Here is a 12,661-nt window from a genome sequence, read left to right on the forward strand (position 1 = left end):
AGCGTTCTCACGGGGGCGCCGGCCGCCGTGGTCATGAGGCGGCCGGGAATGGCGTAGAGTGGTGATCGCCGACGCGGGGTGGAGCAGCTCGGTAGCTCGCTGGGCTCATAACCCAGAGGTCGCAGGTTCAAATCCTGTCCCCGCTACGACGACGAGGCCCGGACCATCAGGTCCGGGCCTTCGCCGTGTCCCCGGGCCCCGCCCGGAACGTGGATCGGCTCAGGAGGACGGGGCCACCAGGCCCGCCTCGTAGGCGAGGATCACGAGGTGGACCCGGTCGCGGGCGTCGAGCTTGGCGAGCAGCCGGGTCAGGTAGGTCTTGGCGGTGGCGACGGTGATGCAGAGCCGCTCGGCGATTTCGGCGTTGGACAGGCCGCTGCCGACCAGGGTGAGGACCTCGCGTTCCCGGTCGGTGATCCCCTTCAGCCGCGCCCCGCGCGGCGGCGGCGCCGTGGGGCGGTCGGCGAACTCCCTGATCAGCCGGCGTGTGACGCTCGGCGCGATCAGGGCGTCCCCGGCGGCGACGATGCGGACCGCGGCGAGGATGTCGTCCAGGGCCATGTCCTTGACGAGGAATCCCGAGGCGCCCGCGCGCAGCGCCCCGTAGACGTGGTCGTCCTCGTCGAAGGTCGTCAGGACGACGACGCGCGCGGCCGTGACGCCCGTGGTGATCAGGCGGGTGGCCTCGATGCCGTCCATGCCGGGCATCCGGATGTCCATGACCACGACGTCCGGGGCGAGTTCCTCGGTCAGCCGGACCGCCTCGGCGCCGTCTCCTGCCTCGCCCGCGACCTCAACGTCCGCGGTGTCGGTGATGACCATGTGGAGGGCGGCGCGGACGAGGGGCTGATCGTCGGCGAGTACCACGCGGATGGTCATGCTGCCCCGGCCGCCGTTCGTTCCCCGGTCTCCGCGGTCTCCGCGGTCACCGGCACCGGCAGCCGGGCGGCCACCAGGAAACCGCCTTCCGGGCGCGGCCCCGCGGTGAAACGGCCGCGCAGCAGCGCGACCCGTTCGCGCATGCCGACCAGGCCGAACCCGGTGTCCGTGCCGGTGCCGCCGCCCCTGCCGCGGTCGGCGACCTCGATGGCGAGTTCCTGTTCCCCGTAGTCGAGGCGCACCCGGCAGGAGTCGGCGCCCGCATGCCGCACCACGTTGGTCACCGCCTCCTGCACGATGCGGAACGCCGCCAGGTCGATGTCCGCGGGGAGCGGGCGGCGCGTGCCCCGCCACTCCACGTGCACGCGGACGCCGGCGGCCGTGGTGGCCGCGGCGAGCCGTTCCATGTCCGCAAGTCCGACGGCCGGCCGCGCCGGTGCCTGCGGGGGCCCCGGCTCCTGGTCGGCCTGCCGCAGCGCGCCCAGCATCCGCCGCAGCCCCGACGGCGTTTCGCGTCCCACTTTTTCGACGGTGAGCATCGCCTCGCGGGCCCTGGCCGGCTGCGTCTCGACGACGCGGGCGGCGGCGCCGGCCTGGAGGGCGATGATGCCGATGCTGTGGGCGACGGTGTCGTGCATCTCGCGGGCGATGCGCAGCGATCTGGTCGCCGCCGAGTGGGTCAAGCTCCGGTCGCTGCGGTCGGTCTGGATCGCCCACGCGGCCACCGCCCTGGCCGTCATCGCGTTCAATGCGGGTCTCGCCTGGGACACGTACAGCCACTGGACGGAGCGGGACGCGGCGGACCGGGAGGAATTCGTCCGGGACGGCATTCCGCTGCAGATGGCCTTCACCGGGAACGCCGCCATGATCATGGCTCTCGCCCTCGCCGCTATCGGTGCTGTGGTGATCGTCGGTGAGTACAGCACGGGCACCATCCGGACGACGTTCGCCGCCGTTCCGGCCCGCCGTTCGGTCATGGCGGCCAAGGTGGCCGTCGTCACCGTGGCCGCGACGGTCTTCGGCGCGCTCGTCGCCGGGGTCTCGTTCGCCCTGACCCAGACGATCCTCGACCGCCGCGGGGCCGGCGTGTCCCTCGGCGATCCGGGTGCCGTCCGCGTCGTCCTGGCGTCCGCCCTCCTCGCGCCGGTGTGCGCGCTCGCCGGGCTCGCGCTCGGCGCCGTCGTCCGGCACACCGCGGCCACCATGACGACCTCGGTGGTGGTCGTGCTCGTGCTGCCGCTGGCCTTCACCGACGGCCGCTACTGGTCGGCGGTCGCCGGGCACGCGCTGCCCTACCGGGCGTGGCTGCGGCTCGTCGACGACGGCCGGTCCCCGACGCCGTTCCCGTGGACGGCGGGCGGCGCCTGGACCATCTACGCGGTATGGGCGTGCGCCGCATGTGCACTCGCCGTCGCCGGCCCCCGCCACCGCGACCAGTGAACGGCGGCCGGCCCGTCAGCGCCGCAGCCGCCCGGCCGCCGCGGGCGCGCCCGGTGGCTCACCGACCTCGTCGGTGAGCCCACGCTGCGCTCGCCCGAGTGCACCACGTGGGGGAACGGCCACCCTGTCGTCGGCCACCCGCACTCCTCCGTACCTCCTCCTCAAGGCCGGTGGCCTCAAGGTACGAGGTCCTGCCATTCCTGACCGCTGACCGCTGCCCGTGCTTCCGTGGGTCTGGCGGCTGGCGCGACCGGCGCCGCCCCGGGTGGTGCGGATATCCCGTTGTGGGGGTGGGGGGCATGAGCCTAGGGTCGCCGGCATGTCCCTGCGTGTTCGAATGCGTCTAGCCCTGCCGGAAGCGATGCGTGCCCGTGACAAGGCCGCGGTGAGCGCTCTGCGCGGAGCGCTCGGTGCGCTGGACAACGCCGAGGCGGTGCCCCTGGATGACCTCGCGCAGGCGCCGTCCTGTGCCGTGGGGAGCGAGGCGGCGCGGCGCGAGCTGAGCGAGCGCGACGTGGAGGACATCGTGCGGGCCGAGGTGGCCGAACGGATCGAGGCCGCCGCGGAGTTGCCCGGGCCCGCGCACGCCGGGCGGGCCGCGCGGCTGCGCGCGGAGGCCGACGTTCTGCTGCGGTTCCTCGACGCACAGGGCACCCCCGCGTAGCACGCCCCGCCTCAGTCCGGTGAACCGGCCAGGTCGCTCCGCTGCGGCGGCGCGCCCAGGGTCAGGGAGACCTGGCGTGCCGTGGTGGCCACGGCGCGGCCGCAGGCGGTCATCGCCTTCGTGTCGGCCGGGTGGCTGAGGGCCGCCGCGCTGATGCCGCCGATCACCTGGCCGACGTGGTCGAAGACCGGGGCGCCGACGGCTATGACGCCCTCCTCGTTCTCCTCCTGATCCTCCGCCCAGCCGCGCCGCCGGACGGTCGCCAACTCGGCGAGCAGCGCGGCCGCGTCGGTGTGCGTGCGCGCCGTCCGCCGCGGCATCCCGCCGCGCGCCAGCAGGGCCTGCGCCGACTCTTCCGGGAGCGCGGCGAGCATCGACTTGCCGACCGAGGTCGAGTGCAGGGGCAGGCTCATCCCCACCCGCGAGGCCAGGTGGTAGGGGCGGTCGCCCTCGACCTTGGCCGCGTAGACCGCCTCGTGGCCGGACAGCAGGGCGAAGTGCACCGTCCAGTTTGTCTCCCGCGCGAGCTCTTCGAGCGCGGGGCGCACGCGGTCGGTGAGGTCGGCGCCGCGCTGGTGGCGGCCGATGAGCGTGAGAATCCGCGGCCCGCCGGTGTAACTGCCGTGGTCCGTCTGCCGGGCGAAGCCGCGCTCGACCAGCGTCCGCAGGATGCGGTGCACGGTCGGCTTGGGCAGCTTCGTCGCCTCGGACAGGCCCGCGATGCTCTGATGTTCGGCCAGCGCCTCCAGGACATCGAGCGTCTTGTCGGCGGCTGTCCGCCGCGCCTCCGGGCTGGTCATGCGGCAAGTCTAGGGCGCCTCCCGGAGCTGCCCGCCGAAGAAATTCCCTGTGACCGGGTTCACAGCGCCGATCCGCTGTGGCAGCATCTCGGCCACGAAAGCGGAACGGTATTCCATCCGACGGAATTCGGGAGCGGACGTGACCGATGGCTCAGCACAGGACGTGCCACCCGACCCGGCGCCGGGCGTGCCCGACGGCGAAACCCGGGTCGACGCGGCCGAACTGACCGGGCTCGCCGCGGCGCTGCTCGCCGCGGCGGGCGTGCCCGCGGAGCCGGCCCGTGCCGTCGCCGCCTCGCTCGTCGAGGCGGATCTGGTCGGCCACGGCTCCCACGGCGTGCGGCGCCTGCCCGCCTACCTGGCGGCGATCGCCGACGGCGTCATCGACCCCGCCGCCGCCCCCGTGGTCGCCGCACGCCGCGCGGCCACCGCCGTGATCGACGGCAGGCGCGCGTTCGGCCAGCTGGCCGCCCGCCGCGCCGCCGATGAACTCACCTCGCTGTGTGAGGAGTTCGCGGCGGGCGTGGTGACGGTCCGGGACTGCAACCACGTCGGCAGGCTCGGCGAGTACGCCGCAGGGCTCGCCGAACGCGGGCTGGTCGCCATCGCGCTGTCCAACGCCGATCCGACCGTGGCCCCGCACGGCGGCCGGGAGCGGCGCCTCGGCACCAACCCCCTCGCCTGGGCTCTGCCCCGCGCGGCCGGGCGGCCCCCCGTCGTCATGGACTGGGCCACCGCCGCGGTCGCCGAGGGCAAGCTCGGCGTGGCCCGCGCCCGCGGCCAGTCCGTGCCCCCGGGACTGCTGCTGGACGCGGCCGGGGCCGGTTCCACCGACCCGGCGGACTTCTACCGCGGCGGCGCGCTGCTGCCGTTCGGGGGGCACAAGGGGTACGGCCTGAGCGTGGTCATCGAGATCGCCGGCGGCCTGCTCAGCGGCGCCGGGATCTCCAGTCTGCCCGGCTACGGGGGCCGCTTCGGCACGGTCATGATCGGCGTCCGCGTCGACGCCTTCGTGCCCCTGGACACCTTCCGCACCGAGACCGAGAGCTTCTGCGCCGAGCTGGCAGGCACCCCGCTCGCCGAGGGCCACCGGGAAGTCCTGGTCCCCGGCGAGCCGGAGGAACGCGCCCGCGCACGGCACCTGGCCCACGGCGTCCCGCTGCCCAGCGGCACCTGGCGCCGGCTGCTGGCCCTGCGGGACGAGCCGGGCCCAGGACAGGCGCGGGAGCCGGGGGGACGACGCCCCTGAAGGAGGCAGCGATGACCGGCGAACAGCACCAGGCGGATCACGGACACCAGCATCCCGCGAAGGAACGGGCACCGGCCGGGACGAAAGGCGGAACGGATGGCGGAACGGATGGCGGGGCGGGCGGCGGGGCGGACGGCGAACTGCGCCGCGTCGTCACGGCGTCCATCGTCGGCACCGCCCTGGAGTGGTACGACTTCTTCATCTACGGCACGGCGGTCGTCCTCGTCTTCAACGACCACTTCTTCGTGCAGGACGACCCGACGACCGGCACCCTGATCGGCTTCGCGACGTTCGGTGTCGGCTTCGTCTTCCGCCCGCTCGGCGGCTTCCTCTTCGGCTCCATCGGCGACCGCATCGGCAGACGCGCCACCCTCGTCCTGACCACGGTCATCATGGGCGTGTCCACCGGCGTCATCGGCCTGCTGCCGACGTACGAGTCCATCGGCATGGCCGCACCGGTCCTCCTCGTCCTGATGCGCATCTGCCAGGGGCTCGGCGCCGGAGCCGAGTTCGGCGGCGCCTCCACGCTCCTCGCCGAACACGCGCCGCCCGCGCGCCGCGGCTACTACGCCTCCTTCGCGCAGATGGGCGTGCAGATCGGCCTGGTGCTCGGCACGGTCGCGTTCCTGCTGGTCGAGCTGCTGTCCGACGAGGCGCTCGAAAGCTGGGGCTGGCGGCTGCCGTTCCTGTTCAGTTTCGCCCTGATCGCGGTCGCCCTGTACGTGCGGCTGCGCGTCGCCGAGTCCCCGGTCTTCCGCCGGATGCGGCACGAGGAGCGCGTGGTGAAGATCCCCGCCCGGGAGACGCTGCGCCGCTACCCGCGGAACTTCCTCGTCGGTATCGGCGCCCACATCTGCGACACCGCCGTCGTCTACATCTACGCGACGTTCTCCGTCTCCTACATCACCGACGAACTCGACCTGGAGCGCTGGGTCGCCCTCACCGGCGTCATCGCCTTCGGCCTGGTCGTCATCGCGCTCCAGCCCGTCTACGGCGCGCTGTCCGACCGTGTGGGCCGGCGCCCGCTCAACCTGTTCTCCACCATCTTCACCGGGCTGTTCGCCTTCCCGCTGTTCCTGCTGATGGAGACCGGGGCGCCGCCGGTCATCTGGCTGGCGCTCATCATCGCCACCGGCCTCGGCCTGGCCCCCATGATCGCGGTGCAGCCCGCCTTCTACGCCGAACTGTTCGGCGCCCGCGTCCGCTACACCGGCTTCGCCGCCTCCCGGGAGATCGGCGCCGCCGTGGCCGGGTTCTCCCCGTTCATCGCCGCCGGGCTGCTGGAGCTGGGGAACGGCTCGCCCTGGCTGGTCGCCACGTTCATGATGCTCACCGCGGCGATCTCCCTGACGGCGTTCCTGTACTCGGCGGAGACCCGCCACATCGACATAGCAGAGGAACACCTGGCACCCCTCCCGCCCCGGGACGGGCCGGCCCGGTAACGTCCGGCGGCAGCCGGGAAGGAGGACCCGTGGACCTGCGAGGAACGGTCGCCGTGATCACCGGCGGCTGCACCGGAATCGGCCGGGCCACCACCCTGGCCCTGGCCCGCGCCGGGGCGGCGGGCGTCGTCGCGACCTACCGGCGCTCCACCGGCGAGGCGGCCACGCTGGTGCCCGAGGCGGAGGCCCTGGGGGCGCGCGCCCTGACCGAACGCGCCGACGTCGCCGACGACTCCGACGTCCGCGCGCTCGCCGTCACCGCGCTGAGGCGCTTCGGCCGCGTCGACATCCTGGTGAACAACGCGGGCACCACCCGCGCCGTCCCGGAACACGACCTCGACGCCCTGACCGACGCCGACTGGCACGAGGCGCTCGACGTCAACGTCGTCGGCGCGTTCCGCTGCGCCCGCGCCTTCGCGCCCGCCCTGCGCGCCGCCTCCGGCGCGCTGGTCAACATCGCCTCCGTCTCCGGCTACCGCGCGGGCGGCTCCTCCCTCGCCTACGGCACCAGCAAGGCCGCGCTGCTCCAGCTCACCAGGAACCTGGCGGGCGCCCTCGCCCCGCACGTCCGCGTCAACGCCGTCGCGCCCGGCACCGTCGCCACCCGCTGGCAGACCGGCCTGCACGGCGCGGAGGGCTTCGCCGAACGCGCCCGCGCCGAGCGGGAAACGGTCCCGCTGCGCGCCACCCCGGGCCCCGAGCACGTCGCCCAGGCCGTGCTCGGGCTGCTGCGCATGGACCTCGTCACCGGAGAGGCGGTGATCGTCGATGGCGGCAAACACATCCGCTACTGACCCGGCGGTACCCGCCCGGCCGCCCCGCCTGAGCCGCGCCACGCTCGCCCGCGTCCCGGCGCACGCGCACCCGCGCGTTCCCCTCGACGAGCGCCGCACGGGCATCGTGCACCTCGGTCCCGGCGCGTTCCACCGCGCCCACCAGGCCGTTCACACCGAGGACGCCATGGCCGCCGCCGGTGACCCGTCCTGGGGCATCTGCGCGGTGACCCAGCGCAGCAGGGCCGTGGTCGACCAACTCGTACCGCAGGACGGCCTGTTCTCCGTGCTCCTCCTCGGGGATGCCCCGCCGGGCCACCCGCGGGCCCGCGTCGTCGGTGCCCTCACCGAGGTGCTCTCCGCCCCCGGAGAACCGGCCGCCGTCGCCGCCCGCCTCGCGGACCCGGACGTGCGCGTGGTGACTCTGACGGTCACCGAGAAGGGCTACCGCCGCGATCCGGCGACCGGCGGCCTCGCCCGCCACGACCCGCTCGTCGCCCACGACCTCGCGGGCGCCGGCGCGCCGCGCACCACCATCGGCCGGCTGGTGGCGGGCCTGCGGCTGCGCCACGAGCGCGGCGGCCCGCCCCTGGCCGTCCTGCCCTGCGACAACCTGCCCGCCAACGGCCCCCTCGTCCGCCGCCTCGTCCAGGACTTCCTCGCCGCCCTGCCCGGCGGCGACGCGCTGGCCCAGTGGGTCGACGCGCGGGTCGCCTTCCCCGCCACCGCGGTCGACCGCATCGTCCCCGCGCCGCGCCCCCGCGACCTGGAACGCGTCACCGGCCTCCTCGGCGTCCGCGACGCCGCGGCGGTCGCGGCCGAGCCCTACAGCCAGTGGGTCATCGAGGACCGGTTCCCCGCGGGCCGCCCGGCCTGGGACGCCGCGGGCGCCGATCTCGTCGCCGACGTCACCCCGTTCGAGACGGCCAAGCTGCGCCTGCTCAACGCCACGCACTCCGCCCTCGCCTATCTCGGCTCCCTCGCCGGCGCCCCGACCGTCGACCGGGCGCTGGCCCTGCCCGGCATGGAAACGTTCGCCGAGGAGCTGACCTCCCACGAACTGCTCCCGACCCTGCGGCCCTGCCCGGGCCTGGACCTGGAGCACTACCGCGCCCGCGTCCTCGACCGCCTGGCCAACCCGGCGCTCGGCCACACCACCCGCCAGGTGGCCGCCGACGGCACCGAGAAGCTGCCGGTCCGGGTCGTCGCCCCGCTGCGCGAACACCTGGCCGCGGGCCGCGTCCCGCAGCGCCTGCTGCTGGTCCTCGCCGCCTGGATGCGCCACGTCACCACCGCCGCCGACCTCGACGACCCGCGCGCCGCGGCCCTGCGGCGCGCCCGCGCGCACGCCGGCGCCCCGGCCCGGGCCGTCGAGTCGCTGCTCGCCCTGCGCGCGGTCTTCGACCAGGAGACGGCGGCCTCCCCCGAGATCCGCACCGCGCTGACCGCGCACCTGACCACCCTCACCCGCCACGGCGTCACCGCGGCCCTGCGGCAGGCCGCCGGCTGAACGGCACCGGCCGAGGCCGTCCGGTGCCGTTCAGGGATGCATCCGGGCGCCTCTGAGCACCTTGTCGACCGCGTTCCGCGGTCCGTGCACGGCGAGCCCCACCAGATCCAGCTGGTCCCGCGGCACGGCCAGGACCGCCGCCCGGTTGTCCCGGTCGTTGCCGGTGGTGAAGAGGTCGGAGGTGAACACCGCGCGGGGCAGCGCGCGGGACAGGGCCCGGCCGTGCGCGGCCAGCATGGTCTCCTTCGCCCCCTCGAAGACCAGGACCGGCTGGCGGAACATCGGCAGATAAGGGGTGCTGTCGGCGTCGGCGTACGGTTCGCCGATCACCTCGGGGATCTCCGAGCCGAGGCCGCTGACCAGGAACGCGGTCACGTTCAGCCGCTGCCACGGCGCCAGGTCCTCGCGGAGCAGAACGGCGATCTTCGTATCGAACCGTACCGGCGTGCTGTCGATCGTCATGCTCCGAGACTGCCGACCGCCCCGGCGCACGTTCTTGTACGTTTTTGGCATGGTGGCACGACAGGAGGTTTCCGCGTGGCGCCCGCGGGTCCCGGGCGTCGTGGAGGTCTTCCACGCCCATTTCACGGAGCACGCGTACCCGATGCACGTCCACGACGTGTGGACGCTGCTGATCGTCGACGCCGGTGCGGTCCGCTACGACCTGGGCCGGCGCGAGCGCGGCACCCCGCACGACACGGTGTCCCTGCTGCCCCCGCAGGTGCCGCACAACGGCTCGTCCGCCACCGCGCACGGCTTCCGCAAGCGGGTGCTCTACCTGGACCTGACCCGGCTCGACGAGAGCTTCATCGGCCCGGCCGTGGACGGCCCCGACACGGTCGACCCGCTCCTGCGCCGACGCGTCGGGCAGCTGCACTCGGCTCTGGCGCGCCGGGGCGACGAGCTGGAGGCGGAGAGCCGCCTCGCCCTGATCGCGGAACGGCTGCGCGGCCACCTGCGGCCCCGGCTCGCCGCCCCGCCACCGGCGGCCGGTAACGGAATCGTCCACAGCCTGCGGGAGCTTCTCGACGAACGACTGCTGTCCGGCGTGACCCTGGACGAGGCCGCGCGACTGGTGCACGCCCACCCCACGCACCTGGTGCGCGCGTTCACCGCCGCCTTCGGCATCGCCCCGCACCAGTACCTGATGGCCCGCAGGGTCGACCGCGCCCGGCGGCTCCTCCTCGACGGCCGGCCGCCCGCGGAGGTGGCGGTCGCGGCCGGCTTCTACGACCAGTCGCATCTGACCCGGCACTTCAAACGGCTCGTGGGCACCACCCCCGGGCGCTACGCCCGCAGTGTCCCCTGGAATCCGCCCCGGCGCCCCGGGGCCTCGCCGGTGGACTGAGGTGGGGGCAAGTGCACCCCGGATCGGGGTGATGCGGCCCGTGTTCCGGGCGCGGCGGGCCGAAATGCTTGAGGCACCTGTTCGAGAGACCTTTCGGGAGCCCCACCATGACGCGCCGACGCCTCACCACCGCCGTACTTCTCGCCGCCACCCTGGCGACGGTGACCGCCGTCCCCGCGGCAGCCGCCGCGTCCGGCGCGCCGGACGAAGGGCAGGACGGTGTCCAGCGGCACCTGGACCTGCTGGTGGAGCGGGACGGCGTGCCGGGGGCGCTGGCGTTCACGGGGTCCACGACGTACACCGCGGGAACGGCGGAGCTGGGCAGCGGGCAGCCGATGACCGGCGCCGAGGGCCGGGTCAGGATCGCGAGCAACACCAAGTCGTTCACCGCGGCGGCCGTGATGCGGCTGGTGACGGAGGGACGGCTGCGGCTGGACGAGACCGCCGCCCGCCACGTGCCGCAGCTGGCCGGCTCCCCGGTCACCGTTCGGCAGTTGCTGATGCAGACCAGTGGTCTGCCGGACTACGTCGGCCTCATGGACTGGGCCGCCACCGGCAGCACCCCCGAGGAGCACCTGGCACTGGCCCTGACCCAGGAACGGGTCTTCGAGCCGGGAACGGACTGGGGCTACTCGAACACCAACTACCTCGTGCTCGGCATGATCATCAACCAGGTGACGGGCGAGGACTTCCGCACCTACATCGAAGAGACGATCCTGCGCCCGCTCGAACTGGACGACACGTACTGGCCGGAGGCCGGCGAGCTGGCGCTGCGGGGACCGCACGCGCACAACTACGGCATCAACCCGGCCGATCCGGAAGCGGGGGTCACGGACGTGACCGAACTGCCCGGCTACGAGTTCGGCGCCGCGGGCGGGCTGGTCTCCACCCCCGGCGACCTCAACACCTTCTGGAACGCGCTCTTCGGCGGGGAGCTGCTGCCGCGGTGGGCCGTGTGGCTGATGACCCACGACACCACCGACGTCGGAAACCGCGGCCTCTACCCGGCCGGCAGCCGCTACGGCTACGGCCTCACCGGCCACGCGTTGAGCTGCGGCGGCATGTACTGGGGCCACGGCGGCGACCTGCCGGGCGGTTCCGTGGCCGGCGGCCACGCGTCCGGCCACCGCGGAACGGTCACCGTCTACACCACGACGCAGGCCACCGAGGAGGCGACCCGTGCCCGCCTGAACGGTGCCGCGGACGCGGCACTGTGCCCGACGGACGGGTGAACCCGACGGAGGGGTGAGAACCGGCGTTCCGGCGGGGCACGGCGCGGTTTGACTTTGCCGCAGCGTCAACGTGTGCACTGGGACGTGCCGCCGCAAGGTCTCAGCCGCCACGAGAAGGGCCTCCGTCATGTCCACCACCCAGCCGTCCCTGCCGTTCGACCGGCCCGGTCCCATGCAACCGCCACCGCTGTATGCCGAGTTGCGCGAACGCACACCCGTCGCCGCGGTCACCGCACCCGACGGTCAGCGCGCCTGGCTGGTCACGTCCTACGACGCCGTCGCGGCGGTGCTTGCCGACCCCCGCCTCGGCATGGCGCCGCCCGGCACCGCCGGCGCCGACAACGACACCCTGTTCCAGGACGGCGAGCCCCACCTGCGGCTGCGCCGGCTGGTCTCCAAGGCGTTCACCCCCAGGAGCATCGCCGCGCAGGGTCCGCGCATCCACCGGCAGGCTGCCGAACACGTCGCGGCCCTGGCCGCGGCCGGGCCGCCCGCCGACCTGGTCACCGGGCTCGCCGCCCCGCTGTCGATCCAGGTGATCAGCGACCTGCTCGGCGTGGCGATCGACGAGCGCGAACATTTCCACCTGCTGGTGGAGGCGCTCGGCGCGGCGGAGTTCCTCACCGACGGGAGCGAGGAGAACATCGCCGCGGCGATACGGGCGTGGCAGGACCTCAGCGGCTACGCCGCGGGGCTGGTGGCCGCCAAACGCCGCGCTCTGGGCGACGACCTGCTCAGCGCCCTGATCCGGGTGCGCGACACGGACGACGGGCGGCTCAGCGACGACGAGCTGATCGGCATGGCCACCACGCTCATCGCCGCGGGCTACCAGACGGCCCGCAACGGCATCTCGGCCGGTACGGTCCAGGTCGTCACCGAGGGCCGCCTGGCCGGGCTCGCCGACGTTCCGGAGCGGCTGGACGCGGTGGTGGAAGAGGTGCTGCGGCACCTGGGCGGCCTGATCGCCGAACCGTTCCCGCGCTGGGCGCACACCGATCTCGAACTGCACGGGGTGCCCATCGCGGCGGGCGACCTGGTCCTGGTCCGTCTCGAAGCGGCCAACCGCGACCCCCGGCACTTCGCCGACCCGGACCGCTTCCTGCCCGGCCGGCAGTCCGCCGTCCCGCACCTGACCTTCGGCCGGGGGCTCCACCACTGTCTCGGCGCGGCACTGGCCCGCATCGAGCTGGCCGCGGCGTTCCGCGCCCTGGCCGGGCAGCTGCCCGGGCTCCGGCTCCAGATCCCGCCCGAGCAGCTCGACTGGGTCCGCGGCCAGAGCGACGCGGGACCCACGGCCGTCCCCGTCACCTGGTGAAGCGCGGGC

The 12,661-nt window shown here is 74.3% G+C and carries 12 protein-coding genes, 1 tRNA gene and 1 pseudogene; 10 read left to right on the forward strand and 4 right to left on the reverse strand.

The window, feature by feature from the left end; all coding sequences use genetic code 11:
* Positions 1-72: 72 nt before the first annotated feature.
* A tRNA-Met gene (locus STBA_RS11900) sits at positions 73-146 on the forward strand.
* Between the two features lie 73 nt (positions 147-219).
* Here the strand turns inward: STBA_RS11900 and STBA_RS11905 are convergent.
* Both STBA_RS11905 and STBA_RS36390 read right to left on the reverse strand, forming a co-directional pair.
* Positions 220-879 carry a response regulator transcription factor gene (locus STBA_RS11905; protein WP_077059228.1) on the reverse strand — a complete coding sequence of 220 codons (660 nt, stop codon included), beginning with the start codon at positions 877-879 and terminating at the stop codon, positions 220-222.
* A pseudogene (locus STBA_RS36390) lies at positions 876-1,535 on the reverse strand (histidine kinase); the annotation flags it as partial. The pseudogene STBA_RS36390 and the gene STBA_RS11905, both read right to left, overlap by 4 nt.
* Between STBA_RS36390 and STBA_RS36395 the strand changes: the two are divergent.
* Together STBA_RS36395 and STBA_RS11920 are read left to right on the forward strand one after the other, a co-directional pair.
* The gene (locus tag STBA_RS36395) at positions 1,528-2,319 is read left to right on the forward strand and encodes an ABC transporter permease (RefSeq protein ID WP_253194671.1); all 792 of its coding nucleotides are present in this window, start codon (positions 1,528-1,530) and stop codon (positions 2,317-2,319) included. The pseudogene STBA_RS36390 and the gene STBA_RS36395 overlap by 8 nt on opposite strands.
* Before the next feature lie 361 nt (positions 2,320-2,680).
* On the forward strand, positions 2,681-2,983 hold the full coding sequence (locus STBA_RS11920; RefSeq protein ID WP_077059230.1) for a hypothetical protein: 303 nt from the start codon (positions 2,681-2,683) through the stop codon (positions 2,981-2,983).
* 11 nt (positions 2,984-2,994) lie between these two features.
* Here STBA_RS11920 and STBA_RS11925 read toward each other — a convergent pair whose 3' ends face one another.
* Positions 2,995-3,783: an IclR family transcriptional regulator gene (locus STBA_RS11925; RefSeq protein WP_077059231.1), complete on the reverse strand. Its 789-nt coding sequence runs from the start codon at positions 3,781-3,783 to the stop codon at positions 2,995-2,997.
* A gap of 139 nt (positions 3,784-3,922) precedes the next feature.
* Between STBA_RS11925 and STBA_RS11930 the strand changes: the two genes are divergently transcribed.
* From STBA_RS11930 to STBA_RS11945, 4 genes are read left to right on the forward strand one after another with little or no spacing between them, the layout of a single operon-like run.
* Positions 3,923-5,032 carry an Ldh family oxidoreductase gene (locus STBA_RS11930; protein WP_171987690.1) on the forward strand — a complete coding sequence of 370 codons (1,110 nt, stop codon included), beginning with the start codon at positions 3,923-3,925 and terminating at the stop codon, positions 5,030-5,032.
* An 11-nt stretch (positions 5,033-5,043) separates the two neighbouring features.
* Positions 5,044-6,474 carry an MFS transporter gene (locus tag STBA_RS11935; protein ID WP_079251866.1) on the forward strand — a complete coding sequence of 477 codons (1,431 nt, stop codon included), beginning with the start codon at positions 5,044-5,046 and terminating at the stop codon, positions 6,472-6,474.
* A 29-nt stretch (positions 6,475-6,503) separates the two neighbouring features.
* Positions 6,504-7,268, forward strand: a complete 765-nt coding sequence (locus STBA_RS11940; RefSeq protein WP_077059233.1) for an SDR family oxidoreductase — start codon at positions 6,504-6,506, stop codon at positions 7,266-7,268.
* Complete coding sequence (locus STBA_RS11945; RefSeq protein WP_077059234.1) at positions 7,243-8,757, forward strand: mannitol dehydrogenase family protein; 1,515 nt, start codon at positions 7,243-7,245, stop codon at positions 8,755-8,757. Before STBA_RS11940 ends, STBA_RS11945 begins: the two co-directional genes overlap by 26 nt.
* Positions 8,758-8,787: 30 nt before the next feature.
* On the opposite strand, the gene STBA_RS11950 is transcribed toward STBA_RS11945, so the two are convergent.
* On the reverse strand, positions 8,788-9,219 hold the full coding sequence (locus STBA_RS11950) for a DUF2000 domain-containing protein (protein ID WP_077059235.1): 432 nt from the start codon (positions 9,217-9,219) through the stop codon (positions 8,788-8,790).
* A 49-nt stretch (positions 9,220-9,268) separates the two neighbouring features.
* Here STBA_RS11950 and STBA_RS11955 point away from each other — a divergent pair, with 49 nt between their 5' ends.
* From STBA_RS11955 to STBA_RS11965, 3 genes are all read left to right on the forward strand, one after another.
* On the forward strand, positions 9,269-10,105 hold the full coding sequence (locus STBA_RS11955; RefSeq protein WP_077059236.1) for an AraC family transcriptional regulator: 837 nt from the start codon (positions 9,269-9,271) through the stop codon (positions 10,103-10,105).
* Between the two features lie 107 nt (positions 10,106-10,212).
* Complete coding sequence (locus tag STBA_RS11960) at positions 10,213-11,337, forward strand: serine hydrolase domain-containing protein (RefSeq protein ID WP_077059237.1); 1,125 nt, start codon at positions 10,213-10,215, stop codon at positions 11,335-11,337.
* A 127-nt stretch (positions 11,338-11,464) separates the two neighbouring features.
* Positions 11,465-12,652 (forward strand): cytochrome P450, encoded by a 1,188-nt coding sequence (locus tag STBA_RS11965; protein ID WP_077059238.1) that lies wholly within the window; start codon positions 11,465-11,467, stop codon positions 12,650-12,652.
* Positions 12,653-12,661: the final 9 nt, after the last annotated feature.

Source organism: Streptomyces sp. MP131-18, assembly GCF_001984575.1.
Classification (GTDB): Bacteria; Actinomycetota; Actinomycetes; order Streptomycetales; family Streptomycetaceae; genus Streptomyces; species Streptomyces johnsoniae.

Coding starts and splice junctions, on each gene's coding strand:
- STBA_RS11950 (WP_077059235.1), bottom strand. CDS start 9,219: ATGACGATCGACAGCACGCCGGTACGGTTCGATACGAAGATCGCCGTT.
- STBA_RS11960 (WP_077059237.1), top strand. CDS start 10,213: ATGACGCGCCGACGCCTCACCACCGCCGTACTTCTCGCCGCCACCCTG.
- STBA_RS11920 (WP_077059230.1), top strand. CDS start 2,681: ATGCGTGCCCGTGACAAGGCCGCGGTGAGCGCTCTGCGCGGAGCGCTC.
- STBA_RS11965 (WP_077059238.1), top strand. CDS start 11,465: ATGTCCACCACCCAGCCGTCCCTGCCGTTCGACCGGCCCGGTCCCATG.
- STBA_RS11925 (WP_077059231.1), bottom strand. CDS start 3,783: ATGACCAGCCCGGAGGCGCGGCGGACAGCCGCCGACAAGACGCTCGAT.
- STBA_RS11945 (WP_077059234.1), top strand. CDS start 7,243: ATGGCGGCAAACACATCCGCTACTGACCCGGCGGTACCCGCCCGGCCG.
- STBA_RS11905 (WP_077059228.1), bottom strand. CDS start 879: ATGACCATCCGCGTGGTACTCGCCGACGATCAGCCCCTCGTCCGCGCC.
- STBA_RS36395 (WP_253194671.1), top strand. CDS start 1,528: ATGCGCAGCGATCTGGTCGCCGCCGAGTGGGTCAAGCTCCGGTCGCTG.
- STBA_RS11955 (WP_077059236.1), top strand. CDS start 9,269: ATGGTGGCACGACAGGAGGTTTCCGCGTGGCGCCCGCGGGTCCCGGGC.
- STBA_RS11935 (WP_079251866.1), top strand. CDS start 5,044: ATGACCGGCGAACAGCACCAGGCGGATCACGGACACCAGCATCCCGCG.